Here is a 25100-nt window from a genome sequence, read left to right on the forward strand (position 1 = left end):
GCTCCTTCTTCAGCGTCCCGGGGGCCTCACGCCCCGGGAACGAGGTGCAGGCACGTTACCGCTCGGTCACCCACCGTGGCCAGAGGTTGGGAAAAGTTGCCTTTCCGCTGCGCTGCAGCGGATTTGGTCGGTCCGGGCGATACCGTCTCGACATGGCGAAGACCACAGCGGTGATGCTCCCCGTGGGGGACCGGGAAGTCCGCGTCTCCAGTCCGGAGCGGGTCGTCTACGAAGCGACCGAGTGGGCCCCGGAGGTCACCAAGCTCCAGGTCTGTGAGTACTTCGCCGGCGTCGGTGCCGCGTTCATGCACGCGTCGGGCGACCGTCCGGTCGCGTTGGAGCGCTGGCCCGGCGGCTGGCGCGAGGGGATGACGCTGTCCGTCGATGCGACCGGCCGGCAGACCGGCGACGGCTTCTACTCCAAGCGCCTGCCGAAGGGCGCCCCGGACTGGCTCGAGACCTGCCGGGTGCTGACGCCGAACGACCGCCCGATCGACGAGCTGTGCCTGACCGAGATCGGGGCCGCGGTGTGGGCGGCCCAGATGGGCACCTTGACCTTCCACCCGTGGGCCGTGCGCAAGAGCGACCTCGACCATCCGGACGAGCTCCGGATCGACCTTGATCCGCAGCCGGAGGCGACCTTCGCCGACGCCCGGCGGGTCGCCGGCGTCGCCCGTGAGTTGCTCGACGAGCTGGGGCTTCGCGGGTATCCGAAGACCAGCGGCAACCGGGGGATCCACATCTACGTGCGAATCCGGCCGGAGTGGTCGTTCGACGAGGTCCGGCACGCGGCGATCGGCCTCGGGCGGGAGCTGGAGCGCCGCGACGACACCGTCACCACCGCCTGGTGGAAGGAGGAGCGCAGCGACGCCGCGGTCTTCCTCGACTTCAACCAGAACCTGCGCGACCGCACGGTCGCCGGCGCGTGGTCGCTGCGGCCGCGGCCCGGTGCGCCGGTCAGTACGCCGATGACGTGGGAGCGGCTGGCCGAGGTCGACGATCCGCGGGCGTTCAACCTGCACACCGTCCCGGAGTACCTCTCCGACGGTGACCCGTGGGCGGACATGGACGAGACGGCGTACTCGCTGGATCCGCTGCTGCGCCTCTGGGAGGAGCTGCCAGGCGGCGAACTGAACTTCCCGCCGGACTACCCGAAGATGCCAGGCGAGCCCCCGCGCGTCCAGCCCAGCAAAAAGGTCGCCGACCACTGGGACGCCCAAGGCAACCGCATCACCCCGTAACAGCTGGATCGGTCGTCGAGGTGTCGATCGTGGTCGGGAAACCCGCGTGGTGTCGACCGAAATCGAGGCCTCGGCGCAGACGTCAGAAGCTGCGCAGCGCGCCGCCGTCGATGGGGATGATGGTGCCGGTGAGGTAGGAGGCGGCGGGGGAGAGGACGAAGGCGGCGACGCGGCCGAACTCGTCGGGGGTGCCGTAGCGGCGCAGCGGGATGGTCTTCTCGGAGGCGCGGCGGGCGGCCTCGGGGTCGCCGCCCTTGGCGTCGAGCTCCTTGAGCCGGTCGGTGGAGATCCGGCCGGGCATCAGCCCGTTGACCCGGATCCCGTTCGGGCCGAGCTCGTCGGCGAGCGTCTTCGCGACCATCGCGAGCCCGGGGCGGAGGCCGTTCGAGATCGCCAGGCCGGGGATCGGAGACTTCACCGACGACGACAGCACGAACGCGATCGACGTGCCCTCCGAGCCGGCCCGGGCGACCGAGCGGGCGATCCGCAGGCCGCCGAGGAACACGCTGTCGAAGGCGTTGCGCCAGTCCTCTTCGTCGGTGTCCAGCGCCGTCCCCGGGCGCGGGCCGCCGACGCTGATCAGCGCGCCGTGCAACTCGCCCCACTTGGCGATCGCGGTCGCGGCGAGCCGCTCCGCGCTCTCCGGGTCGGCGTTGTCGACCGGGATGCCGACCACGTTCTCGCCGAGCTCGGCCGCGGCCCGCGCGATCGACTCCTCGTTCCGGCTGGAGATGACGAGCCGGGCGCCTTCCGCGGCCAGCGCCTTCGCCGTGGCGAAGCCGAGGCCGGCGCTGGCGCCGGTGACGATGTACGTGCGATCGCGCAGTCCGAGGTCCACGGCACCATCCTGCCTCACGGGTGCGGATCTCGCACGCCGAGGCCAGTTGGTGGCCGACGGCAAGTTCTTGCGGGCGCTAGTACGCCGACCGGCGCAGCGGACTCTCGCTGTTGTTGAGGTGCCAGGCGGTGTTCACCAGCCCGAGGTGTGAGAACGCCTGCGGGAAGTTCCCCAGCATCCGGCCGCCGACCGGGTCGTACTCCTCCGCGAGCAGGCCCACATCGTTGCGCAGGGCAACGAGACGCTCGTACAGGTCGCGCGCCTCGCCGACCCGGCCGAGCAGCGCCAGCGCGTCGGCCAGCCAGAACGAGCAGATCAGGAAGGCGCCCTCGTCACCCGGTACGCCGTCGTCGGTGTGCTCGGTGTGGTAACGGCGTACGAAGCCGTCGTACCCGAGCTCCTTCTGCACCGCGTCGACCGTCCCGGCCACCCGCGGGTCCTCCGGCGGCAGGAACCCGACCTGCGGGATCAGGAGTACGGCGGCGTCCAGCGCCTTGCTGCCATAGGCCTGGGTGAACGTGCCCCGGTCGCCGTCGAACGCCTTCTCGCAGACCTCACGGTGGATCTGGTCCGCGGTCGCCCGCCACTGCTTGACCGGACCGCTCATGCCGAACCGCTCGACCGCCCGCCCTGCCCGGTCGAACGCGACCCACGCCATCACCTTCGAGTAGGTGAAGTGCTGCCGCTCGCCGCGCACCTCCCAGATCCCTTCGTCCGGCTGGTTCCAGATGCCGCTCAGGTGCCGCATCAGGCCGCGCTGCATCGCCCAGGCGTCGTCACTCGGCCCGATCCCGGTCTCCCGGGCAAGCGCGAGCACGTCCATCACCTCGCCGAACACGTCGAGCTGCAGCTGTTCCGCGGCCGCGTTCCCGATCCGCACCGGCTGCGCTCCACCGAACCCGGGCAGCCAGTCGGCCTCGAACTCGGTCAGCCGGCGTTCACCGGTGACGCCGTACATGATCTGCAGGTCGGCCGGGTCGCCGGCGATCGCCCGCAGCAGCCAGTCCCGCCACTCGGCCGCCTCCTCGGTGAACCCGGACCGCAGCATCGCCGCCAGCGTCATCGTGGCGTCGCGCAGCCAGCAGAACCGGTAGTCCCAGTTGCGCTGCCCGCCGAGCGACTCCGGCAGGGAAGTGGTCGGCGCCGCGACGATGCCGCCGGACGGCGCGTACGTCAGCGCCTTGAGCGTGAGGATCGACCGGGTGACCTCCTCGTCGAACCCGTCGGCGTCGGCGGTCCGGCCGATCCACTCGGTCCAGTAGGTCTCAGTCGGCTCGAGCGAGGCGATCGCGTCCGTCGGCTTCGGCACCGGGTGGTGCGACGGGTGCCAGGTGAGCACGAACCAGGCCTGGTCGCCGGCCGACACTTCGAAGTCCGCGTACGTCGCGAAGTCGCGGCCGTACTGGTGGACGTCCGATCGCAGCGACACCGCGTCCGGCCCGGCGATCGCGACCACCTGGCCGTCGACCCGCCGTACCCAGGGCACCACGTGGCCGTAGTCGAACCGCAGACGCAGCTCGGACCGCATCGACACCGTCCCGCTGATCCCTTGCACGATCCGTACGACGTCCGGCGCAGCATCCCGCGGTGGCATGAAGTCGATCACCCGCGCCGAGCCGCTCGGCGTGCTCCACTCGGTCTCCAGCACGAGCGTGTCACCGCGGTAGTGGCGGCTGCTGGTCGCGTCGGCGTCTCGGGGTGAGAGTCGCCAGTGCCCGTTGTCGTCGGTGCCGAGCAGTGCGGCGAAGCAGGCCGGTGAGTCGAACCGCGGGAAGCACAGCCAGTCGATCGAGCCCTGCTTCGACACCAGTGCGGCGGTCTGCAGGTCACCGATCAGCGCGTAGTCCTCGATCCGCCGCTCCGGCAGGGATCTCGGGCCGGTCCTGGCCTGCCGCGTCGCCTTCGGGCGCCCCGTCGGGCGCCCCGTCGGGCGCGCCGTCGGATTCGGCTGCTGCGGAGTCACTGCGGAGCTCCTGTCGGGAGAAGTAGACCAGCCCGCCCAGGGCCAGCAGGGCGAAGAAGAACCATTGCAGCCCGTAGAAGAAGTGTGGCCCGTCGTCGATCTCCGGACCCGGGAACGCGCCGAACGCGGCGTCGTTGGCGGGCTCCTGCGTGTCGATGGTCAGGTAGCCGTCGTACAGGTTCAGGCCGAGGGCCTTGGCGAAGTCCGGTCCGTTGATCAGGCGCGCCGTACCGTTGTCCGGCGTACCGCCGGTGGTGTTCCCGCCGCGCTCGCTACGCCGCAGCCGACCGGTGATGGTGACCTCGCCGGTCGGTACGGCGGGGACGTGGCCGGGCGCGAGCTCCGCGCCTTGACGGGCCAGGAAGCCGCGGTCGACCAGGACCGCCTTGCCGTCGGGGAGCACCAGCGGGGTGACGATCTCGAACCCAGGGCGGTCGTTCACGTTGCGGTAGCGCATGACGATCTGCTTGGAAGCGTCGTACCGGCCGGTGACCACCGCAGTCCGCCAGGCGTGCTGGTCGCCGACCACACCGTCCGCCCCGACGATCCGGTCGATCGGGGCCGGGGGAGCGGCCAGGTTGGCGCGGGTGACGTCGTTGCGCGCCTTGCGCTCGTCGAGCCGGTGGAACTGCCAGCGGCCGAGCTGGACACACACTCCGGCGAGCAGCACCACCGCGAGCGCGGTGGCGATCCAGCGCACATTCATCAGACGACCCACATCTCGAACTTAAGCCATGCCCTGAAACAGTCGGTGCTCGGCACGTAGGCTGGGGGCGTGACGGCTACTGAAGAGGTGACGCAGCTGGGCCTGGCGGACAGGTTCGGCCGGGTGGCCACGGATCTGCGGGTCTCGCTGACGGACCGTTGCAACCTGCGCTGCACGTACTGCATGCCCGAGGAAGGCCTCGAGTGGCTGCCCAAGCCGGAGCTGCTGACCGACGACGAGATCGTTCGGCTCGTCTCCGTCGCCGTTCGGCTACTCGGCGTACACGAGATCCGCTTTACCGGTGGTGAGCCGCTGCTGCGTCGCGGTCTGGTCGACATCGTCGCGCGTACGACGGAGCTGCTGCCACGTCCCCAGGTGTCGCTGACCACGAACGGGATCGGCCTGTCCCGGCAGGCTCAGGCCCTCAAGGACGCCGGCCTGGACCGGGTGAACGTGAGCCTCGACACAATCCGGCCGGACACCTTCCAGCAGCTCGCCCGCCGGGACCGGCTCAAGGATGTGCTGGCCGGGCTCGAAGCAGCACAGGCGGCCGGTCTGAGGCCGGTCAAGGTCAACGCGGTGCTGATGCGCGGGGTGAACGACAAGCAGGCGCCGGAGCTGCTGGAGTTCTGCCTGGAGCACGGCTACGAGCTGCGGTTCATCGAGCAGATGCCGCTGGACGCCCAGCACGGGTGGAACCGGGCCACCATGGTGACCGCGGACGAGATCCTCGACCAGTTGGCCGAGCCGTTCGGGCTCGAGCCGACCGACGCGGCGACCCGGGGGAGTGCGCCTGCTGAATCCTTCGTCGTCCGGGGTGGGCCGCAGACCGTCGGCATCATCGCCTCGGTCACCCGCCCGTTCTGCGGCGACTGTGACCGGGTCCGGCTGACGGCCGACGGCCAGGTCCGCGACTGCCTGTTCGCCCGGACCGAATCGGACCTGCGAACGGCACTGCGTTCCGGCGCCGACGACGACGAACTGGCCGACCGCTGGCGGCGCGCGATGCGGAACAAACTCCCGGGCCACGGGATCAACGATCCGAGCTTCTTGCAGCCGACTCGTCCGATGTCCGCGATCGGCGGCTGAACCCGGTTCTATCTGGACCAATCCGGAAATGCAGTTTTTCGGGTGTCCGCCGATTCACCCGGAGAAAGGCTCGACCTCGCGCAGGAATGACCGGCGGTCGAGGAAGTCGGACAGGCTGTCCTTGTGAACGTCGCACGCCAGCCAGGTCTTGCGCCGATCCGGGGTGTGGATCTTCGGGTTGTTCCAGAGCAGCGCCCACCGCGCCGGCGCGTCGCAACCCCTGGCAGAGCAGGTGGACGGCAGGACTTCTTCGGTCATCTGAGCCATTCCTGGGGGATTGTTGCTGACCACTCAATAATCAAAAGAGTGGGGAAAATGAAGCGACGTCGGACAGCCACGGGGGGAGCCGTCCGACGCCGCATCAAGTCCCTGAATTTCATCAGTGAACTTCAGAGCACGCGGGAGATTCTGACACGGATGGTGCCAAAGTTTCCAGTCCCGGCACGGATCACTTTTCGGTGTCGATCCGGCGGCCCTGATCGGGGTCGTCGGCGGGCTTGGTGATGACGACCGGATGCGATCCGATCGCAGGGCGCTCGGGGGCCACGAAGGGGTCCGCGGCGTCCAGTGTCGTGGTCCGGTGCGCGTTCGCCAGCACCACCGCGATGTAGGGCAGGAAGACCGCCGCGACGATGAACATCCAGCGCCACGGCGACGGGGTGAGCACGGCCAGCACGAAGCAGACGATCCGGATCGACATCATCCACGCGTAGCGCGCGATCCGGCTGTCCAGATCCTCCGACCGGCCCGGCTGTGCACTCGTCACCGAAATGACGGTCTCGCCGGCCCGCTCACGGCGTCTCGACATCTATCCTCCTCACCAAGAACAACGGTACGCCGCGTCGTTCGCCCGGGCGCAGCCAGGATGGAGAGGTTCGTCTCATGACCGATCGCACCTACCGCGTGACCGAGATCGTCGGCACCTCCAGGGAAGGGGTGAAGGAGGCGATCACCAACGGCATCACCCGGGCCGGGGAGACGCTGCGGCACCTCGACTGGTTCGAGGTGACCGAGATCCGCGGCCACATCGTCGACAACCAGATCGACCACTACCAGGTCGGCATGAAGGTCGGCTTCCGCCTCGAGGACTCCTGACCCCACCGCAGCGTTCGAGGGGATATCCCGTCGGGTGATGGCTTCTCCCCTCGTACACCGACAGAGAACCCACCGTTCAGGGGGATAACCCCTCGAACGGTGGTTCCGGGGGCCGCGATAGCGTTCGTCCGACTGGCGACGTGAGGAGGGCTTGTGAGCAGGTCTGTGTTGGTGACTGGTGGCAGCCGGGGCATCGGGCTGGCGATCGCGACCGCGTTCCGGGAGGCCGGCGACCAGGTGGCCGTCACGTACAACACCAGCCCGCCGCCGGAGGGCTTCCTCGGCGTCAAGTGCGACATCACCGACCAGGAGCAGGTCGACGCGGCGTTCGACACGATCCAGGAGCAGCACGGCCCGGTCGAGGTGCTGGTGGCCAACGCCGGCATCACCCGCGACACGCTGCTGCTGCGGATGGGCGACGACGACTGGTCCTCGGTGATCGACACCAACCTCACCGGCTCGTTCCGGGTCGCCCGGCGCGCGGCCAAGGGGATGCTGCGGCTGCGCAAAGGCCGGATCGTGTTCATCTCCTCGGTGGTCGGCCTGCTCGGCTCGCCCGGCCAGGTGAACTACGCGGCCAGCAAGTCCGGCCTGATCGGCATGGCCCGTTCGATCGCCCGTGAGCTCGGCAGCCGCGGGATCACCGCGAACGTGGTCGCGCCCGGTTTCGTCGAGACCGACATGACCGCGGTGCTGCCGGAGGAGACCCAGAAGCAGTACCTGAGCCAGATCCCGCTCGGCCGGTTCGGCCTGACCGAGGAGATCGCGAGCGCGGTCCGCTGGCTCGCCTCCGCGGAGGCCGGGTACATCACCGGTGCGGTGATCCCGGTCGACGGCGGCATCGGCATGGGCAACTAGCCAACACCAACTCTAGAAAGGGACGCCGGTGGGCATCCTCGACGGCAAGCGGATCCTGGTCGCCGGAGTCACGCTGGACTCCTCGATCGGCTTCGCCACGGCCAAGGTGGCGCAGGAACAGGGCGCCACCGTGCTGATCTCGAACTTCGGCCGCGCGCTGAGCATCACCAAACGGATCGCCAAACGCCTGCCTGTCGAACCTCCTGTCCTGGAGTTGGACGTCACCGATCCCGACCACCTGTCCGCGCTGCCGGACGCCGTCCGTGAGCACGTCGACGGTCTGGACGGCGTCGTGCACTCGATCGCGTACGGGAACCCGGAGACCATCCTCGGCGGCAAGTTCCTGGACGGGCCGTGGGAGGACGTGTCCCAGGCTGTCCACGTGTCGGCGTACTCGCTGAAGGCTCTTGCGGTCACCTGCGCGCCGTTGATGAGCCGCGGCGGCAGTGTCGTCGGGCTGACCTTCGACGCCACCGTAGCCTGGCCCGGGTACGACTGGATGGGTGTGGCCAAAGCGGCGCTGGAGTCGACGAACCGGTACCTGGCCCGCGACCTCGGTGCCCAGGGCATCCGCTGCAACCTGGTCTCGGCCGGCCCGCTGAAGACGCTGGCCGCGAAGGCGATCCCGGGCTTCGAGAAGTTCGAGGAGCCGTGGGTGGACAAGGCGCCGCTGGGCTGGGATCCGGCCGACCTCGAGCCGACCGGCCGGACCATCGTTGCCCTGCTCAGCGACTTCTTCCCCGCGACCACCGGCGAGATCGTGCACGTCGACGGCGGCTACCACGCGATGGGAGCGTAGGGGTTGGCCACATCGCTGGTTGAGCTCCGCGTCCTGGACGGAGCCAACCTCTACTTCAGCCGTGCCGCCGTCAAGCTCACGCTCGACGTGTCCGCACTCGTCGACGCCCCGGCCCCGGCCGCGAAGGCGTACGCCCAGGCCATCGGGCTCGGCGCCACCCGCCCGGGCCGGATCGGCTCCGGCTTCCGGCAGCGGTTCGCGATCCGGGTCGCCGGTCACGTCGTACGGCGGATCGCTCGTGAGGCCGGGATCGGCCGGATCGGCGTCCGGGTCCGCCCGGAGTCCGACGTACGGCGTCTCGTCGTCGCCTTCCCATGGGCCCACGAAGGCCGGGCCCGCGCACTCGGCGCGGCGATCGTCGAGGTCCTGGACGCCTTCGGCACCGACGACCTGGCCGACCTGATCGGGACCGTCGGGGACCGGGTGCGCAACGAGCCGCCGGGCAACTCGCCGCCGACGCTGCGGCCGAAGGTGCCCGTAGTCGCGGTGACCGGGACGAACGGCAAGACCACCACCTCGCGGATGATCGCGCACATCGGCCGCGCCGCCGGCCTGCACGTCGGCTGGTCCAGCACCGACGGCGTGTACTTCGACGGCGAGCTGGTCAAGTACGGCGACTTCTCCGGCCCGAGCGGAGCCGGTCAGGTGCTGTCCCAGCCGGGCATCCAGCTCGCGGTCACCGAGACCGCCCGCGGCGGCATCCTGCGTCGTGGCGTCGGCGTCACCTCGAACGACGTCTCCGTCGTCACCAACGTCACCGCGGACCACCTCGGCCTCGGCGGTATCGACACCGTCGACCAGTTGGCCGAGGTGAAGGCGGTGATCACGCAGATCACCCGGCCGCGGGGCTGGTGCGTGGTGAACGGCGACGACCCGCGCACGTTCGCGATGCGGCTCGGCTCGCCGGCCAAGTGCTGGGTGTTCTCCCGCGACCCCGACTCGCCGTCGATCCGGACCGTGCTGGACGAGGGCGGCCGGGCGACCACGGTGCTCGACGGGTTCATCACCGTGCTCGATCAGGCCAGCGACCCGGAGCCGTTGCTGAAGGTCGTCGACGTACCGATGACGCTGTCGGGGTTGTCGCACTTCAACGTGGAGAACGCGCTGGCCGCGGCGTCGGCGGCGCTCGGGCTCGGGCTGCCGCGCGCCGCGGTGATCGAGGGGCTGAGCTCGTTCGCGCCGAACGAGAACAACCCCGGCCGGATGAACATGTACTCGCTGCGCGACTTCACCGTCGTGATCGACCTCGCACACAACGAGGCCGGCCTGGAGGCGCTGCTCGAGATCATGCACGGCGTCCGGCCGCCGGACGGACGGTTGCTGCTCGCTCTCGGGTCGCCGGGCGACCGGGCCGACGACATGGTGCTGGCGCTCGGGGCGATGGGCGCCCGGGCGGCGGATCGGGTGATGATCGGCCACAAGAGCGACTACCTGCGCGGTCGGCCGCCGTCGGAGCTCGACGCGGTGTTCCGCGAGGGCGCCGCATCGGTCGGCGTGGACGACGTGCCGTCGTACCCGACCGAGCTGGCGGCGGCGCAGGCGCTGGTCGCCGAGGCGAAGCCCGGGGACGTGGTCGCGGTGATGTCTCTGCAGGATCGGGCGAGTCTTGACGCCTGGTTGCGGGCCGAGGGGGCTACCGTCGACACACCGGAGATCTTGAAGAGCAAGGTCGAACGAGCCCAGCACTAGCCCTGTCCGCCCGCGGTCGGGGCGGGAACGGGGTGAGAGATGCGCTACCTGTGGTCGGTGCCGTCCGCGGTTGCCGCCTGGTTCGTGGCGGGTTTCGCCGCCACCTACCTGAAGGGACTCCCGGACGGTACGACGCTGTTCGTGCCGTCGCGGCTGGACCTGCTCATCCTGGGTGGGTACGCCGGCGGGATCGCCGCCGGACTGTTCGTCCGGCGGATCCGGCTGACCCTGCCGCTCGTCCTGGTCGTTGCCGCCGGCATGTGGTGGCTGACCGGGAACTCTTTCGCCGCCACCGAGTTCCTGCTGACCTTGCTGGTGGCAAGTGCCGTCGGCGGGCTGTTCGGTGCCCTGGGCACCCGAAGCTCGGTGGTCGCGGCGTTCGCCCTGGCGATCCCGGTCGCCTGGCTGGCGCTGCGTCCGGCGAACCAGCTGCAGGAGTGGCGCTGGCTGTGGCAGCTGAACGGTTTGCTGGTCGCAGTCGGTCTGGCGCTGCTGCTGTACGTCGCCTGCTGGCGGCGGGGCTGGCGGTCGGCGTTCTTCTGGGTCCCACTGACCGGCTTCTACCTAGTGGCTTTCGGAGTCGTCGCCGGCGTCCGCGTGATCAGCCTCGCTCCTGCCGGCCGGTCGGCCGACCTCACGGCTGACGCCGCGACGGATGCGTTCTTCCAGTCCTTCGAGCCGGTCCTGCGCGAGTACTGGCCCTGGCTGGTCCTCGCCATACTCCTCGCCATCCCGATGACTGCCCTCAAACTCCGCGCCCTGCCGCCACCCCCGCCACCACCCGACCCGTACGCCGAGCGCTCGAACGACGCCGTACTCTCCGACGACCTCGACTGGATCGACCGCGACGAACCGCGCCGCCGCTGGCTGCCCCGCCGTCCGGAAGCACTCGGCTGACGGGCTACTTGGCTGGGGTTGCCGTGACGCAGGTGGCGCCCGGGTCGGTGTCGCATGGCATGTCCGTTGCGACGCCGGTCGGGGCGGCGGCGAGCTTGCCGGTTGCGTCGAGGGGGGCCACCGCGGTGATTCTGATGTCCTTGCGCGGGATGACGAGGGCGAAGAATCGCAGCTTGTTCGTCGCGGGTGTGCCGACCGCGTCGGCTGTGTAGATCTTTGTGCCGACGTTGACCTGGACCCTGCGCGCGTCGGGGGAGACGGCGCCGAAGACGAGCGTCTGGTCGATCTTCGCGGCGTTCTTCTCCTTGGCGTACCCCTGGACGACGTGGTGACTCGCCCGCTGGCCGGGCGCCCACTCGTTGAAGCAGACGTACGGACGGCCGAAGCTGACCGCCGGGCCCTCGTCGCCGACCATGCAGCCGGACTCCGAGAAGGCGAGCATCGCCCAGCTCTCGGTGGGGATGGTGCCCTTCGCGACGTAGTAGGCGCGCGGCTTGTAGGCATTCGCGTCCGGCAGCTTGGTGAACACCTCGTCCGACCACGGCGCCGGCATCACCGCCGGCGTTGGCGTGACGACTGGGATCGACGCCCCGAAGCCCGCGACTCCGGGCTCGTTGTCTGCCGACCGGATCGTGTTCAGCACCGGCCCGGTCGCGAGTACGGCTGCTGTGGCTGCCGCAGTCGCTACCACGATCGCCGTACCGCGACGACGCCGTTGGCGGCGCTTGATGCGAAGGCGGATCGGTGCGGCAGGATCGGCGGGCTCAGGACGGTCATCGGTCAGTACGGCGAGCTTCGTGCTCAGGTCGTCGGTCATGCGATCCCCCTCGGGGCCAGGGTGGCCAGTTCGTCGGGTGTGGTGAAGGTCTGGTCGTTGCGCAGGGCATCGAGGCCGCGGCGGGTGTGCTGCTTCACGGCGCCGACCGAGCAGCCGAGCAGGTCGGCCACGGTCTGCTCGGACAGGTCCTCGGCGTACCGGAGGTAGACGGCGGCCCGTTGCCTCGGGCTCAGCCGGGCCATCGCCGCGCGGAGGGCGAGCCGTTCGTCCACCTGTGCGATCGCCGAGCCGGTCGCGGTGTCGGGTGGTGAGTCGGTGGGGCGTTCGCCGAGCCAGCGGCGGCGCCGGCTGGACAGGAAGAGCGTGGTGACGATCTTGCGCAGGTACGCCTCTGGGCTCCCGTCGCGCACCTTGTGCCAGTGGAACCACAACTTCGTGAAGGCCTCCTGCGCGAGGTCCTCCGCCTTCTGGTGATCCAGGGTCAGCGCGTACGCGAGCCGCGCCGTCGCGGTCCACCGCGCCCGCACAAAGGCATCGAAGTCACTCGAGTCATCTCTCATCGGCATCCCTTCCTCACCCCTTGAACGCCATCAGCAGCGTTGCAGGGTGACAGGTCAGCCGAGAAGGTACTGGGCCAGCCAGCCGCCGGGCTGGAAGCCGGGTGGGAGGGCGAAGACGGCGGAGCCGATGGTGGTGGTCCACTCGTTCAGGGTGTCGGCCGCGTCGAGGCGGGCGAGCAGGGGCAGGAACTGGCCGGCGACGTCGGCCTGGTAGCTGAGGAAGATCAGGCCGGACTCGCGGTTCGGACCGGTGTCCTGGACGTAGTTGAGGCCCTTGCGGAAGATCCGGCGGCCGTCGTTCTCCGAGTGGTGGGACAGGCGGGCGTGCGAGTTCTCGGCGATCACGAGCCGTCCGCCGGCGTCCCGGGCTTGCAGGTCGAGTTCGTCGTGTTCGGCTGCGCCGGTCAGGGGTGCGCCGTTCGACAGTTTCCGGCCGACCGCGCGCTCCTGCTCCGACCGGGTGAGCTCGTCCCAGGTGTCCAGGTTCATCCGGATCCGCCGTACGACGAGCGTCGTACCACCGCGGAACCAGTCGGGACCGTCAGTCGACCACACCGTGCTGTCGAACTCCGGCGTCCCGACGGCCGGGTTGCCGGTGCCGTCGACCTGGCCGAACAGGTTCCGGCCGGTGACCGGCTGACCGTCGGAGCCGGTCCCGTTCCAGAACCCGGTCTGCCGCCACACCGGGGTGGCGAACGGCTTGGCGTCGGCGACGAGCCGCCGTACGGCGTGCACCACGCTGACCGCGTCGTCCGCGCCGACCATCACCAGCAGATCGCCACCCGACCACGCGGGGTCGAGCCGATCGTGCTTCATCACCGGCAAGTCGTCCAGCCCGGCCGGCTTCTGCCCGGTCAGCTCGAACACCCGCGCCCCAAACCCGACCGTGACCGTCAACGCAACATTGGCCACCGCCAGCCCCGGCGCCGGATCCCCAGGCGCCGCCCGCCCATCAGCCAACGCCACGATGTCATTACTCCACAACCGCATCAGTCGCCCAAGCCCCGCCTTGTCCGCCCCCGGCAAAAGCTTCAGCGCCACCAACTCAGCGTTCTTAGGCGAGGGAGCGGCAATCGCGGGCTGATGCTCCCCATACGGCCCAACCACCCGAGCAACCGGCTGTGCCTCCGGCGCATCGGTGCCAACAGCAACAGCACCACCAGCTGCGGCCGCACCGACGGCGGCCGCGCCGGCGTACCCGAAGAACTGTCGTCTGGTGGTCACTTCGTCGTCGGTGTGGGGTGGTAGTGCTCTTCGCCGCCAGGGGAGAGGTGGGTGTGCGCCTTCAGCTTCACGGACAAGCAACGAGGCTTGCCTCAGGCAAGTTCCCGTCAGTCGTCGGCCGGCTCCTCGTCAGGCTGGACGAAGTCCGGGTCGCCGCCCTCGTCACCCGACCGCGCCCCTGCCTGCGCGAGGTGCGAGACCGACTCGAGCTCCGCCAGCACCGTCTGGTGCTGATCGACGCACAGTACGACGAGATCGCCCGGATTCGACCGCCCCAGCGCATGCCGGATCGCGGTCAGCTCGTCCAGCACGATGTCGACCTGACGGCAGCGGGCCCCGTTCTCCATCGCGGCCCGAACACCCGCCTCGACCAGCGCTGCCGACTCGCCGCGCTTGCGTCCACGCAGCCGGGCGTCCTCGCGGACCACGACCACGTCGAAGTGCTGCGCCGCGACCTCGCCGAGCTCACGGATGTCGTCGTCGCGCCGGTCGCCCGCGGTCGCGACCACGCCGATCCGGGACGGCCGCCCGAGCTCCGAGGACGCGCTCAGGCTCTCACCGAGCCGGTCGACGAAGTCACCCAGCATCCGCATCGCCGGCGCGTTGTGGCAGTAGTCGACGATCACGGTCCGCCCGTCCACGTCGATCTCGTTCAACCGGCCCGGCGACAGGTAGTACGACGTACTGAACGTCCGAAGCCCCTGCCGGATGTCGTGCAGCGGCGCGCCGGCGGCGAACGCGGCCGCCGCGGCCGCCATCGCGTTCTGCACGTTCATCATCGCCCGCCCGCCGAACGTTGCCGGGAGCAAGTGAGTCCAGGCCAGCTGCATCGACCGGCGGCCGTGCTTGACCACGATCATGTCGCCCAGGTCCGACCGTTCCAGAACGACCGCGCGTCCGCCCCGGCGGCAGTGGCTGTCGATGTAGTCGCGGACCTCACTGCCCGCCTCGGCCATGCTGAACCACACCACCTGGCCCGAACACTTCCGCCGCATCTTGCGCACCAGCGGGTCGTCCGCGTTCAGTACGGCGTACCCCGACCGCGGCACCGCTTCGACGAGCACCGCCTTCACGTCGGCCAGCTGCTCGAGGGTCTCCACGCCGCGCAGACCGAGGTGGTCAGGCTGGATGTTCAGCACCACCGCGATGTCGTTGCGCTCGTAGCCGAGGCCCTCGCGCAGGATCCCGCCCCGGGCCACCTCGAAGACGGCGAAGTCGACCCGCGGGTTCTGCAGCACCATCCGGGCCGACTTCGGGCCGGACGCGTCCTGCCGGATCACCAGCCGCTCGTCGATCACGATGCCGTCGGTCGAGGTCATCCCGACCTTGCGGCCGAGGCCCTTGAAGACGTGGCTGATCATCCGCGACGTGGTGGTCTTGCCGTTCGTCCCGGTCACCGCGACGATCGGGATCCGGCTGGTCGCGCCGGGCGGGAACAGCATGTCGACGACCGGCTTGGCGATGTACTGCGGCTCGCCGATCGTCGGGTTGGTGTGCATCCGGAAGCCCGGCGCCGCGTTCACCTCGCAGATCGCGCCGCCGGTCTCGCGCACCGGCTGGGTGATGTCGGGGCAGATGAAGTCGATGCCGGCGATGTCCAGCCCGATCATCCGGGCCGCCTCCTCGGCGATCTCGACGTTCTCCGGATGCGCCTCGAAGGTCCGGTCGATCGAGATCCCGCCGGTCGACATGTTCCCGGTCAGCGTCAGCTTCACCATGGCGTCTTCCGGCGGTACGTCGTCCAGCTCGTACCCCTGGTTGCGCACCAGCTCCCGGGCGGCGTTGTTGATCGTGATCCGGGTCAGGATCTTCTCGTGCCCGACACCTCGCCGCGGGTCGGCGTTGGTGATCTCGACCAGCTCGGCCACCGTGTGGACGCCGTCGCCGACCACGTGGGCCGGGACGCGCTCGGCGATCGCCTCCATCCGGCCGTTGATGATCAGGCACCGGTAGTCCTTGCCGGTGACGAAGTTTTCCACGATCACCCACCCGCGCCGGGACTGCTCGGCCGCGATCGGAAAGGCTTCGCGGACGGCGTCGGCGTTCTGCAGGTTCAGGCACACGCCGCGGCCGTGGTTGCCGTCGAGCGGCTTGCAGACCACCGGGTACCCGATCTTGTGCGCGACCGCGACCGCTTCGTCGACCGTACGGACCGACTCCGACCGTGGCACCGGCAGGCCCGCGGACGCGAGCAGTCGGGTGGTCAGGTCCTTGTCGCTCGCGATGTCGACCGAGATCGAGCCGGTCTCCGACGTCATCGTGGCCCGGATCCGCTTCGCGTGCACGCCCTGGCCGAGCTGGACCAGGCTGGCCTTGTTCAGCCGGATCCACGGGATGTCGCGGGACACCGCCTCGTCCACGATCGCCTGCGTCGACGGCCCGAACGCGGTCCGCTCGGCCTGCTTGATGAACTTCTCCAGCTCGGTGGTGAAGTCGAAGCCCGGGTCCGGCTGGACCAGATGGTTGACGAACCGTACGGCGAGCTCGCCCGCGGCCAGCCCGACCGACTCGTCGGCGTACGCGTAGGTGATGTTGTAGCGGCCCGGGACACCCTTCACCTGGCGGGTCTTCCCGCGGCGCATGTCGTGACCGGCCTCCTGCTGCAGCTGGAGGGCGACGTGCTCGGCGATGTGGCCGAGCCAGGTGCCCTCGTGCAGCCGCTCGATGAAGCCGCCCTTGCGGCCGCGCGAGCAGTGGTGCTGGTCGAGCCGGGGCAGGTCCGCGAGCAGCTGCTCGGTGAAGCCGGGGATGGTGTTCGACGGGAAGCTCTCCAGCGAGCCCAGGTCGACGACGAGATGGATGGCCGGGTCGTAGCTCCAGACGTTCGGCCCGCGGTAGACGCGGGTCTCGATGATCTTGAGGTCGGGAGCCGGGGTGCCTTGCGTGTCGGTCATGTGGATCCGTTGTCTTGGGTTGCGGGCAGGTCGGGGTGGTCGAGTTCGGCGCCGGCCGTGATCGGCTCGGTCGCCTCCGGTCTGGACTCCCCGGCCGCCGCCGGCCGTTTCGACGTACGGCGTCCGGCCCGTCGCTTGCGGTCCGCGTAGTACTTCGGTGACACCCCCTCGGCGGCGATCTCCTTGGCCAGCTTCTGCAGGTCCCGCTCGGCGGCCTGCAGTTCGGCGATCTCCTCGGCCGGCGGCTGCGGTCCGTACGACAGCAGCACCCGCGCCTGCAGGTCGAACGTGGCCGTCGCGGGCAACACATGCAGTACGACGCCCGACGCCAGGATCGGCTCGGATCGCTTGGCATAGTGGGCGTTGGACGTGATCCGGCTGCCGTCGAAGATCGTCACCGCGCCACGGCCGACGACCTCCAGGTGAGAGCCGCGGACCACGGCCGCGGTGTCCTCGTCGACGCCGATGCCGAGCAGCCCGGGGGACTGGGCGACCAGCGACAGCAGCCGGCCGTACCGGTTCCGCTGGGCGAAGTGCTGGTCGACGATCGCGCCCTGGACCAGGCCGAGGCCGCCGGACAGCTGGCTCATCCGCTGCCGCGGGGTGGCGCCGGCCCGGCCGAACGCGATCATGTGCTCGGCCAGGATGCTCGCGCCGGCCGACGTACCGCCGACGGCCGCACCGCGGGCGTGGGCGGCGGTGACCGCGCGGCCGAACGCCGTACCGGTGACGACCCCGGCGAGCTTGAGCTGGTTGCCGCCGGTCATGAACACGCCGGTGGCGTCGTGCAGCGGTTCGATGAAGGCCGGGTCGTCGGCGTCCTCGCGGGTCTCCGGGCGGACCCCGACGACACTCTCGGCGCCGAGTGCGGCGAACAGCGCGTGGTAGACGTCGACGACATCCGGGCCGAGTGCCGACGCGGTCGGCACGACCACGATCCGGGCCTTCGACCCACCGGCGGCCTCGACGAACTCCTGCAGCACCGTGCGCTTCTTCAGCTTGTCCTCGGCGCCGCCGATGGCGAACAGGGCCCCCGGCCCGCTGCTCACCCCACCCTGCTGTTCAGACATAGCCGAAGGATAGGTGCTGACCCCCTCCGGAGCCGTATCCGGTCAGCGGCCGAAGGTCAGCCAGTTGAGGTTGACGTAGTCGGCGGGTTGGCCGCTGGTGAAGGTGATGTAGACGTCGTGAACGCCGGTCACACCGGAGATGTTGGCCGGGACCGTCCGCCAGGACTGCCACCCGCCGGTGTTGGCGATCGCGAAGCTGCCGATCGGTGGATTGGAACGACTGTCCAGACGGACTTCGACCAGTCCGCTGACTCCACCCGCTGCACCCGACGCGACTCGCGCGACGAACTGGGTCGCGGCGGTGCTGCCGAAGTCGAGTCCTCGGTAGAGCGCCCAGTCCCCGTTGCTGATCTGCATCAGGTTCTGGCCACCACCGGTGTCGGTCGTCGCCTCCACGCCCATGCCGGACTGCTGGCTGTTCGACTCCGCCTGAATCGTGCTGTAGGCGCTGCCACCACTCGGCGGCGGCGTGGTCGGGGGAGTCGTGCCGCCACCGCGCGACCACACCGCGACGTAGTCCACGACCATCGGGTGCCCCGGAACGGTCTCGGGTCGCGGCGTCGGTCCGTTGAGCGCATCCGGGAAAGCACCGCCGATGGCGACGTTCAGCAGGATGAAGTAGCCGGCGTGCGACGTCATGTTCGTCCACGTGTCCGCGGGCAGCTGGCCTTGACTGACCGCGTGGAACTGCTGTCCGTCGACGTACCAACGCAGCTGGTTCGGCGAGCTGCTGGTGTCCCACTCGAAGCGGTAGGTGTGGAATCCGGACTGGCAGGTCGAGCCCGGGCACGCGCGGCTGGCGCCGAGGCCGCTGGTCTCGTTGCACGGGCCGCCGGGGTTCACGCCGCAGTGCAGCACACCCCAGACCGAGTTGATCCCGTTGACGTTCTCCATGATGTCGAACTCGCCGATCCCCGGCCAGTTCCAGTAGTTCCCCCGGTACGGCGCTCCGAGCGCCCAGAACGCCGGCCAGTAGCCGAGTGCCGCGGTGCCGGTGACATTCGGCATCTGGATCCGGCTCTCGATCGCGAGCACGCCGCCGGCGGGTGGCTTGAAGTTGCTGCGCTGGGTCTCGATCCGGGCCGACGTCCAGTTGCCGGCCGCGTCCCGGCGCGGCGTGATCCGCAGGTTGCCGGCGCCGTCCAAGGCCAGGTTGTTGGTGCTGTTCGTGTAGTTCTGGATCTCGCCGGTGCCCCAGTTGCCGGGGCCGCCCGGGTAGCCGTGGCCGGTGTCGATGATCCAGTTGGCGCCCGACGGCAGGGTGCCGCTGGGACCGTCGAAGTCGTCGCTCCAGACGGTCGTCCAGCCGGACGCGGGCGGCGGCACGCTGGCGTCAGCGGAGCCTACAGCGCCGGTGACTGCGCCGGTTACTGCGCCGGCGACGAGTAGTGGGGTGAGCAATGCGGCGATCAAGGGGCGGGAACGCATAGCGACCTCCAGGGTTGGTGAGGTCAATGTGAGCGCTCTCATGGCAACGTGTCAACAGCTCGTCACGGTCCGGATCAGAGCCGGCGGCGGTAGACCGTCGTACTGCGGCGCACGCGCATGCCGAGGTTTTCGTACATGGCGAGCGCGCCGGTCCCCGAGTGCGTCCAGAGGATGCAGTCCCCCCGCCCGAGCCGGCCGAACTCGGCGCAGGTGGCGTCCAGCATGGCCCGGGCGATGCCCTTGCGGCGCTGGTCCGCGCGTACGGCGACCTGCTCGACGTACCCCTCGTTGGTCTCCGGTAGATCGAGCGCGACGATGGCGCCGACGAGCTCGGCACCGGCGTACGCCAGCGTCGAGGCGTTCGGCAGGAAGGTCTCCCGCTCCACGGTCAGCCGGGCCCACTCGTCGTACGACTTCCGCCTCGGCTGGAACTCGGAGAACGCGGCGTCGATCAGCTCATGCACCGCGTGGGACTGCGCCTCGTCGTAGGCGTGGACTGTGATGCCGTCCGGAGCCTGACGCGAGGCTGCGGTCGCGATCGGCCGCTCCAGCAGCCAATTGGTCGCGAGCACCTCGTAGCCGCGCGACCGCATCAGGTCGTTCCCCGCCTTGTCCGCGTCGTCGACCGTCTGCGCCATCCACTCGCTGCCCACCTCGCGCGACCGTGCCTCCGTCCACTCGACCAGCGTCGTACCGATGCCCAGTCCCCGGTACGACGGGTGCACGTCGACCTGACCGCGTTTGCCCAGATGCAGCCAAGCCCACGCGGCGAGGTCGCCGTTGGCGGCATGGACGACGAGTGTGTCGCGTTCAACGTCGAGCTCGGGCCGCTCGAAATCGGCGGCGACCGCGTCCGGGACCACCTCGGCGCGGCCGTGCCACTGGATCTCGCCGGTCGCGATCAGCCGGTAGATCGCCTCGGCGTCGCCGATCGTCGCGGGTCGGCTCGTGAACCCCGGTGGGAACATGACCCGATCATCGCGCAGTCCGCGCGGGAAGTCCGCTCAGGCCGGATGATCCGCGTCCGCGGCTTCCACTTCCTCGCGGCTGATGCCGAGCAGGTACAGGATCGTGTCCAGGTAGGGCACGCTCAGGTGCGTGTCGGCCGCCGCGCGGACGACCGGCTTGGCGTTGAACGCGACGCCGAGCCCGGCGGCAGCGAGCATGTCGAGGTCGTTGGCGCCGTCACCGATCGCGACCGTCTGGGACAGCGGCGTACCGGACTTCGCGGCGAACCGGCGCAGCGCGACGGCCTTCCCGGCGCGGTCGACGACGTCGCCGATCACCCGGCCGGTGAGTTTGCCGTCGACGATCTCCAGCTGGTTGGCCGCCGCGTAGTCGATGCCGAGGTCGGCGGCCAGCTTGTCGGTGATCTGGCTGAACCCGCCGCTGACGATCGCGAACTGGTACCCGAGCCGCTTCAGCGTCCGGACCAGCGTCCGTGCCCCGGGAGCCAGCTGGATCGCGTCGTACACCTCGTCCAGCGCGGACACCGGCAGGCCTTCCAGCGCCGCGACCCGATGGTGCAGGGACTCGGCGAACTCGAGCTCGCCGCGCATCGCCCGCTCGGTGACCGCGGCGACCTCGTCCAGCCGGCCCGCGTGCCCGGCGAGCATCTCGATGACCTCGCCCTGGATCAGCGTCGAGTCGACGTCCATCACGATCAGCCGCTTGGCCCGCCGGTACAACCCGCCGGCCTGGACGGCGACGTCGAGCTTCTGCCGGACCCCTTCCATCGCCAGCACAGTGCGCAGCGCCTCCGGATCGGCGCCGGAGACGGCGATCTCCATCGCGGTCACCGGGTAGCGCGCCATCCGGCTGATCCGGTCGATGTTCGCGCCGGTGTCGGCGATCCGGCCGGCGATCGCGGCCAGTCCGGCCGCGGTCAGCGGATGACCGATCACGGTCACCTGGCTGCGGCCTTCGCGCCGCGGCTCGTTGTCGCCGATGCCCTTCTTGACCGAGATGTCGACGTCGAGGATCGGCTCGAGCGCCTTCAGCTCTTCCTTGAGGGTCTTGTGATCGCGGGGTGCGGACACCAGCACACCGAGCACCAGCCGGCCGCGCAGCACGACCTGCTCGGCGTCGATCACCTCGACGCCGCGGGTGGCGAGCGTCGAGAGCACAGCGGAGGTCAGGCCCGGGCGGTCCGTGCCGGTCAAGGTGACCAGCAACGTCGGGCGGTCGGGCGGTGGCGTCTCGAGCTCAGCCTGTCCTGTCATCGCACCACGAACGCTACCCACATCAGCTGTCCGGCGGCCGTCCGGTCCATATCTCAGTCGTGAACGGGAGGGGCGCACGCGGCGACCAACGCGCGGCGGGCGGCGGCCGCGAGGTCCGTCAGCGCGCGGCGGCGTGCGTCAGCCTCGGCGCCGGTGACCGCGGCGCCGTCGTCCTCGAGAGCCGCGTCGGCGATGGCCAGGCAGCGGCGGGCAGTCGCCGCGGTCTTCACCGCGCGCGGCTGGTACCCGGGTGCGAGGTCGTCGTTGCGTCCGCTGCCGATCTTGCGGATGTCGATCAGCGCGTCGGCGATCTCCGGCTTCCACCGCGCCACGTCCAGCGCGGCCAGTGACTCGGCCGCGTCGATCAACGCCATCCGCAACCCGCGATCGGCCTCGCCGAAGTCGGCTGCCGGCGGGCTCGTCGCCGCCATCACGGTCCACTGCACGGCCGGACCGACGTACGCCGGAACCAGTCCGATCTCGGCGCCGGAGAGTACGACCGCCTCACCCGACTCCAGCGCGGCCTCGTTGAAAGCCGGGGGCCCGGCCAGTCCGATCGGATCGCCGGGAACCGGCAACGCGAGGTGCGCCTGAGTGGCTCCGGCAGCGCGCAGCAGGTTCAGCGCCACCGGCAACGTTGCAGGCGGGGGATGCGCGGCCAGGCCCGCGACGTGGTGCCCGACGTCGTCGCCGAGGATCTTCTGGGCGGCCGTGTCGGGGTCGCAGGCACCGGTCAGCATCGCGTTGGTCCAGACGGTGAACCGAACCGAGGCGGAGGTCGTCAGCACGCCCGCCAGTCTTGCACCACGCGGTCCGCCGGACGACATCAGCGGGCCGGGAGCGAGCGCGGGGGAGCGACCCCGTAGGTTTTGGGCATGACTGCAGTGGTGGAGCTGGCCGGTGTGTCGATAGTTCGTGGTGGGGCGCTGCTGCTCGACGGGATCGACTGGACCGTCGACGAGGCCGACCGGTGGGTGGTGATCGGCCCGAACGGCGCCGGCAAGACGACGCTGCTGCAGATCCTCGCCGCCCAGATCCACCCGACCGCCGGCGTCGCCGGTCTGCTCGGCGAGGTTCTCGGTACGGTCGACGTGTTCGAGCTCCGGCCGCGGATCGGACTGACCAGTGCCGCATTGGCCGACCGCGTGCCGCGTGGAGAGCGGGTGTCGGACGTCGTGGTCTCCGCGTCGTACGCCGTACTCGGTCGCTGGCGGGAGGAGTACGACGAGCTGGACCACCAGCGGGCCAAGGAGTTGCTGACCGAGCTCGGTATCGGCCACCTCGGCGACCGGACCTTCGGGACATTGTCCGAGGGCGAACGCAAGCGGGTTCAGATCGCCCGGGCGCTGATGACGGACCCCGAGCTGATGCTGATGGACGAGCCCGCGGCCGGCCTCGACCTCACCGGTCGCGAGCAGCTGGTGCGCTCGCTCAGCTCGATCGCGACCGCGGTCGGCGCACCGGCGATGGTCCTCGTCACCCACCACGTCGAGGAGATCCCGCCCGGCTTCACTCACGCCCTGCTGCTCAAGCAGGGCCGCATCGTCGCCGCCGGCCCGATGGACGAGGCCCTCACCTCCGAAACCATCAGCGAGACCTTCGACCTGGCCCTGTCCCTCAAACAAGAGGACAGCCGCTACACCGCCCGCGCCCTCTGACCGGCTCCCGACTTTGATGGGTTGACCCACCAGGTGGTGGGTTTGCCACCCTTGTTCCGGGTGGCAAACCCCCAACCTCGCTGGCGTGCCAGCGAAAAGCGGCAGGGGAGCGGGATGCGGCGCGCCAGCGAAGTGCCGCGGGCGGGATGGGGCGGGGGAGCGGGACGGAGGCGGCGCGCGTCCAACGACCGCTTGGTGCCCTCGAGGTGGATAGGCTTGGCAGATGATGGATTGGCTGCGGGACAACATCTGGGCGGCGTGGCTGACTGTTGCCGCCGTCCTCGGTCTGGCCGAGCTGGCGTCGCTCGACTTCACCTTGCTGATGCTGGCCGCCGGTGCGCTGACCGCCGCCGGCGTGAGCGCGGTGTTCCCGGGACTGTTGTGGCTGCAGATCGTGGTCGGGTTGATCACCGCGGCCGCGATGCTGGTCGCGATCCGTCCGCTGCTGGCCCGCAAGTTCCACCACGGCACCGAGCTGAAGACCGGCTCCGCGCACGTCATCGGCCGTACCGGCACGGTGGTCAAGGAGATCCACCCCGACGGCGGCGGCTCGATCCGGATCGGCGGCGACCTGTGGACGGCCCGCCCGTTCGACGAGATCTCCACCATCGCCCCCGGGACCCGGGTCGAGATCATGTCGATCGACGGCGCCACCGCCGTCGTGTACCCGGTCGGGGACTCGCTGCACCAGCTCCCGAATCCGCAGCCCACGCACCAGGATCCCAAGCCCACCGATCCGCCGCAGAGCTGAGCCGCGCCGTCCCGGTTGAGTGACCGGGAAGGCGAAGTACTGTCGACATCGAGGACGGCAGAACTAGCTGCGCGATCAGGCAGCCGACGCGCCGGGAACCGGTACGCCGGGTGGACCGTCGATAGGAAAGACTGTCCGTCCTGAGGGTTCTGTCGAGTGGAGGGTCTAGTGACCGCGTTCCTCGTAGTGCTGGCAGTGGTCGCCTTGCTGGTGATCGTCACACTGATCAAGTCCGTCCGGGTGGTGCAGCAGCAGACCGTCGGGATCGTCGAGCGGTTCGGCAAGTTCAAGACCGGGTTGCAGCCCGGCCTGAACCTGTTGACGCCGTTCGTCGACAAGGTCCGGTACACCATCGACATGCGCGAGCAGGTCGTCGCGTTCCCGCCCCAGGGCGTGATCACCGAGGACAACCTGATGGTGTCGATCGACTCGGTCATCTACTTCCAGGTGAACGACCCGGTCCGGGCGACGTACGAGATCTCCAACTACATCCAGGCGATCGAGCAGCTGACGATGACGACGCTGCGCAACATCATCGGTGGCATGGACCTGGAGCAGACGCTGACGTCTCGTGAGGAGATCAACGAGAAGCTCCGGTACGTGCTGGACGAGGCGACCGGCAAGTGGGGGATCCGGGTCAACCGGGTCGAGCTGCGCTCGATCGACCCGCCGCCGTCGATCCAGGACTCGATGGAGAAGCAGATGCGCGCGGACCGCGACAAGCGCGCCGCGATCCTGACCGCCGAGGGTATGCGGCAGTCCGCCGTTCTGTCGGCCGAGGGCCAGAAGCAGTCCGCGATCCTCACCGCCCAAGGTGACAAGGAGTCCCGGATCCTGCGGGCGCAGGCCGAGCGGGAGGCCCGGATCCTGAAGGCCCAGGGTGAGGCGCAGGCCATCACCACGGTGTTCAACGCGATCCACGCCGGCAAGCCGGACCAGGGTCTGCTCGCCTACCAGTACCTGCAGATGCTCCCGTCGATCGCTCAGGGCGACGCGAACAAGCTGTGGATCGTGCCGAGCGAGATCGGTGACGCGCTCAAGGGTCTCGGCAGCGCGGTCGGCCAGGTGGCCGGCATCCCGCAGAAGGCCGAAGGGTCGTGGGAGGCGCCGTCGCTGGCCAACGGTGAGGTCCCGGCGATCGACACCGGCGCCGAAGTGGTCAGTACGCCGGACGCCGCTGTGGCCGAGGCCGACCACGCCGTCGCGGAGGCGATCGCCGCCGCGCAGAACGCAGCCGTCAGCTCCCGGAGTCAGCAGCAGGTCCCGCCGTCGGTCGGCCAGACCCCGGAGCCCCCGGCTCCGCCGTCGGCCGAGCCGCCGCTGGAGCGCTGAGACAGCAG

24 protein-coding genes are annotated in these 25100 nt (G+C 69.9%); 10 read left to right on the plus strand and 14 right to left on the minus strand.

Translation table 11 applies throughout. The annotated features are described in order from the left end of the window. The first annotated feature begins 152 nt into the window (after window positions 1-152). Window positions 153-1241 carry a DNA polymerase domain-containing protein gene (locus tag ACIBL3_RS09265; protein ID WP_396352763.1) on the plus strand — a complete coding sequence of 363 codons (1089 nt, stop codon included), beginning with the start codon at window positions 153-155 and terminating at the stop codon, window positions 1239-1241. Window positions 1242-1323: 82 nt separating this feature from the next. Here ACIBL3_RS09265 and ACIBL3_RS09270 read toward each other — a convergent pair whose 3' ends face one another. The 3 genes from ACIBL3_RS09270 to ACIBL3_RS09280 form a co-directional block, all read right to left on the minus strand. Further along, the gene (locus ACIBL3_RS09270) at window positions 1324-2079 is read right to left on the minus strand and encodes an SDR family oxidoreductase (RefSeq protein ID WP_396352764.1); all 756 of its coding nucleotides are present in this window, start codon (window positions 2077-2079) and stop codon (window positions 1324-1326) included. A 76-nt stretch (window positions 2080-2155) separates the two neighbouring features. After that, on the minus strand, window positions 2156-3886 hold the full coding sequence (locus tag ACIBL3_RS09275) for a glycoside hydrolase family 15 protein (RefSeq protein WP_396352871.1): 1731 nt from the start codon (window positions 3884-3886) through the stop codon (window positions 2156-2158). Window positions 3887-3905: 19 nt separating this feature from the next. Then, window positions 3906-4748: an SURF1 family protein gene (locus ACIBL3_RS09280; protein WP_396352765.1), complete on the minus strand. Its 843-nt coding sequence runs from the start codon at window positions 4746-4748 to the stop codon at window positions 3906-3908. 69 nt (window positions 4749-4817) lie between these two features. Here ACIBL3_RS09280 and moaA point away from each other — a divergent pair, with 69 nt between their 5' ends. Continuing rightward, window positions 4818-5837, plus strand: coding sequence for a GTP 3',8-cyclase MoaA (gene moaA / locus ACIBL3_RS09285; protein ID WP_396352766.1), 1020 nt, complete (start codon window positions 4818-4820; stop codon window positions 5835-5837). Between the two features lie 54 nt (window positions 5838-5891). On the opposite strand, the gene ACIBL3_RS09290 is transcribed toward moaA, so the two are convergent. Continuing rightward, window positions 5892-6095 carry a hypothetical protein gene (locus ACIBL3_RS09290; protein ID WP_396352767.1) on the minus strand — a complete coding sequence of 68 codons (204 nt, stop codon included), beginning with the start codon at window positions 6093-6095 and terminating at the stop codon, window positions 5892-5894. A gap of 190 nt (window positions 6096-6285) precedes the next feature. Further along, the gene (locus ACIBL3_RS09295; protein ID WP_396352768.1) at window positions 6286-6645 is read right to left on the minus strand and encodes a DUF3099 domain-containing protein; all 360 of its coding nucleotides are present in this window, start codon (window positions 6643-6645) and stop codon (window positions 6286-6288) included. A 74-nt stretch (window positions 6646-6719) separates the two neighbouring features. Here ACIBL3_RS09295 and ACIBL3_RS09300 point away from each other — a divergent pair, with 74 nt between their 5' ends. From ACIBL3_RS09300 to ACIBL3_RS09320, 5 genes are all read left to right on the plus strand, one after another. Then, window positions 6720-6932, plus strand: coding sequence for a dodecin (locus tag ACIBL3_RS09300; protein WP_360538310.1), 213 nt, complete (start codon window positions 6720-6722; stop codon window positions 6930-6932). Between the two features lie 153 nt (window positions 6933-7085). Further along, window positions 7086-7790, plus strand: a complete 705-nt coding sequence (fabG, locus tag ACIBL3_RS09305) for a 3-oxoacyl-[acyl-carrier-protein] reductase (protein WP_396352769.1) — start codon at window positions 7086-7088, stop codon at window positions 7788-7790. 28 nt (window positions 7791-7818) lie between these two features. Continuing rightward, window positions 7819-8589 (plus strand): enoyl-ACP reductase FabI, encoded by a 771-nt coding sequence (fabI, locus tag ACIBL3_RS09310; protein WP_396352770.1) that lies wholly within the window; start codon window positions 7819-7821, stop codon window positions 8587-8589. A 3-nt stretch (window positions 8590-8592) separates the two neighbouring features. Further along, window positions 8593-10278, plus strand: a complete 1686-nt coding sequence (locus tag ACIBL3_RS09315; RefSeq protein ID WP_396352771.1) for a Mur ligase family protein — start codon at window positions 8593-8595, stop codon at window positions 10276-10278. Between the two features lie 39 nt (window positions 10279-10317). Further along, window positions 10318-11175 (plus strand): hypothetical protein, encoded by an 858-nt coding sequence (locus ACIBL3_RS09320; RefSeq protein ID WP_396352772.1) that lies wholly within the window; start codon window positions 10318-10320, stop codon window positions 11173-11175. 4 nt (window positions 11176-11179) lie between these two features. On the opposite strand, the gene ACIBL3_RS09325 is transcribed toward ACIBL3_RS09320, so the two are convergent. From ACIBL3_RS09325 to ACIBL3_RS09365, 9 genes are all read right to left on the minus strand, one after another. Further along, window positions 11180-11992 carry a hypothetical protein gene (locus ACIBL3_RS09325; RefSeq protein ID WP_396352773.1) on the minus strand — a complete coding sequence of 271 codons (813 nt, stop codon included), beginning with the start codon at window positions 11990-11992 and terminating at the stop codon, window positions 11180-11182. Beyond that, a complete protein-coding gene (locus tag ACIBL3_RS09330) occupies window positions 11989-12513 on the minus strand; it encodes a SigE family RNA polymerase sigma factor (protein WP_396352774.1) in 525 nt (174 codons plus the stop codon). The genes ACIBL3_RS09325 and ACIBL3_RS09330 overlap by 4 nt, the downstream gene beginning before the upstream one ends. Window positions 12514-12567: 54 nt before the next feature. Continuing rightward, on the minus strand, window positions 12568-13737 hold the full coding sequence (locus tag ACIBL3_RS09335) for a Dyp-type peroxidase (RefSeq protein WP_396352775.1): 1170 nt from the start codon (window positions 13735-13737) through the stop codon (window positions 12568-12570). Window positions 13738-13844: 107 nt separating this feature from the next. After that, window positions 13845-16631, minus strand: coding sequence for a cyanophycin synthetase (gene cphA / locus ACIBL3_RS09340; RefSeq protein ID WP_396352776.1), 2787 nt, complete (start codon window positions 16629-16631; stop codon window positions 13845-13847). Next, on the minus strand, window positions 16628-17701 hold the full coding sequence (locus tag ACIBL3_RS09345; protein WP_396352777.1) for a cyanophycinase: 1074 nt from the start codon (window positions 17699-17701) through the stop codon (window positions 16628-16630). Before ACIBL3_RS09345 ends, cphA begins: the two co-directional genes overlap by 4 nt. A gap of 42 nt (window positions 17702-17743) precedes the next feature. Beyond that, window positions 17744-19129, minus strand: a complete 1386-nt coding sequence (locus ACIBL3_RS09350) for a glycoside hydrolase family 16 protein (protein ID WP_396352778.1) — start codon at window positions 19127-19129, stop codon at window positions 17744-17746. A gap of 74 nt (window positions 19130-19203) precedes the next feature. Further along, window positions 19204-20097, minus strand: a complete 894-nt coding sequence (locus ACIBL3_RS09355) for a GNAT family N-acetyltransferase (protein ID WP_396352779.1) — start codon at window positions 20095-20097, stop codon at window positions 19204-19206. A gap of 36 nt (window positions 20098-20133) precedes the next feature. Beyond that, a complete protein-coding gene (gene serB, locus ACIBL3_RS09360; RefSeq protein ID WP_396352780.1) occupies window positions 20134-21351 on the minus strand; it encodes a phosphoserine phosphatase SerB in 1218 nt (405 codons plus the stop codon). Window positions 21352-21404: 53 nt separating this feature from the next. Further along, complete coding sequence (locus tag ACIBL3_RS09365; RefSeq protein ID WP_396352781.1) at window positions 21405-22139, minus strand: hypothetical protein; 735 nt, start codon at window positions 22137-22139, stop codon at window positions 21405-21407. Between the two features lie 87 nt (window positions 22140-22226). Between ACIBL3_RS09365 and ACIBL3_RS09370 the strand changes: the two genes are divergently transcribed. From ACIBL3_RS09370 to ACIBL3_RS09380, 3 genes are all read left to right on the plus strand, one after another. Then, a complete protein-coding gene (locus ACIBL3_RS09370) occupies window positions 22227-23009 on the plus strand; it encodes an ABC transporter ATP-binding protein (protein WP_396352782.1) in 783 nt (260 codons plus the stop codon). 223 nt (window positions 23010-23232) lie between these two features. Then, the gene (locus ACIBL3_RS09375) at window positions 23233-23760 is read left to right on the plus strand and encodes an NfeD family protein (protein WP_396352783.1); all 528 of its coding nucleotides are present in this window, start codon (window positions 23233-23235) and stop codon (window positions 23758-23760) included. 168 nt (window positions 23761-23928) lie between these two features. Continuing rightward, entirely contained in the window at window positions 23929-25092 is a 1164-nt protein-coding gene (locus tag ACIBL3_RS09380) for an SPFH domain-containing protein (RefSeq protein ID WP_396352784.1), read from the plus strand. Window positions 25093-25100 lie beyond the last annotated feature (8 nt).

This window comes from Kribbella sp. NPDC050124 (assembly GCF_044460355.1).
GTDB lineage: Bacteria > Actinomycetota > Actinomycetes > Propionibacteriales > Kribbellaceae > Kribbella.

Excerpts from the sequence above, each read along its gene's own strand:
- ACIBL3_RS09265 (WP_396352763.1), top strand. The coding sequence starts at position 153 with ATGGCGAAGACCACAGCGGTGATGCTCCCCGTGGGGGACCGGGAAGTC.
- ACIBL3_RS09280 (WP_396352765.1), bottom strand. The coding sequence starts at position 4,748 with ATGAATGTGCGCTGGATCGCCACCGCGCTCGCGGTGGTGCTGCTCGCC.
- ACIBL3_RS09290 (WP_396352767.1), bottom strand. The coding sequence starts at position 6,095 with ATGACCGAAGAAGTCCTGCCGTCCACCTGCTCTGCCAGGGGTTGCGAC.
- ACIBL3_RS09295 (WP_396352768.1), bottom strand. The coding sequence starts at position 6,645 with ATGTCGAGACGCCGTGAGCGGGCCGGCGAGACCGTCATTTCGGTGACG.
- ACIBL3_RS09300 (WP_360538310.1), top strand. The coding sequence starts at position 6,720 with ATGACCGATCGCACCTACCGCGTGACCGAGATCGTCGGCACCTCCAGG.
- ACIBL3_RS09320 (WP_396352772.1), top strand. The coding sequence starts at position 10,318 with ATGCGCTACCTGTGGTCGGTGCCGTCCGCGGTTGCCGCCTGGTTCGTG.
- ACIBL3_RS09325 (WP_396352773.1), bottom strand. The coding sequence starts at position 11,992 with ATGACCGACGACCTGAGCACGAAGCTCGCCGTACTGACCGATGACCGT.
- ACIBL3_RS09330 (WP_396352774.1), bottom strand. The coding sequence starts at position 12,513 with ATGAGAGATGACTCGAGTGACTTCGATGCCTTTGTGCGGGCGCGGTGG.
- cphA (WP_396352776.1), bottom strand. The coding sequence starts at position 16,631 with ATGACCGACACGCAAGGCACCCCGGCTCCCGACCTCAAGATCATCGAG.
- ACIBL3_RS09345 (WP_396352777.1), bottom strand. The coding sequence starts at position 17,701 with ATGTCTGAACAGCAGGGTGGGGTGAGCAGCGGGCCGGGGGCCCTGTTC.
- ACIBL3_RS09350 (WP_396352778.1), bottom strand. The coding sequence starts at position 19,129 with ATGCGTTCCCGCCCCTTGATCGCCGCATTGCTCACCCCACTACTCGTC.
- ACIBL3_RS09355 (WP_396352779.1), bottom strand. The coding sequence starts at position 20,097 with ATGTTCCCACCGGGGTTCACGAGCCGACCCGCGACGATCGGCGACGCC.
- serB (WP_396352780.1), bottom strand. The coding sequence starts at position 21,351 with ATGACAGGACAGGCTGAGCTCGAGACGCCACCGCCCGACCGCCCGACG.
- ACIBL3_RS09370 (WP_396352782.1), top strand. The coding sequence starts at position 22,227 with ATGACTGCAGTGGTGGAGCTGGCCGGTGTGTCGATAGTTCGTGGTGGG.
- ACIBL3_RS09375 (WP_396352783.1), top strand. The coding sequence starts at position 23,233 with ATGATGGATTGGCTGCGGGACAACATCTGGGCGGCGTGGCTGACTGTT.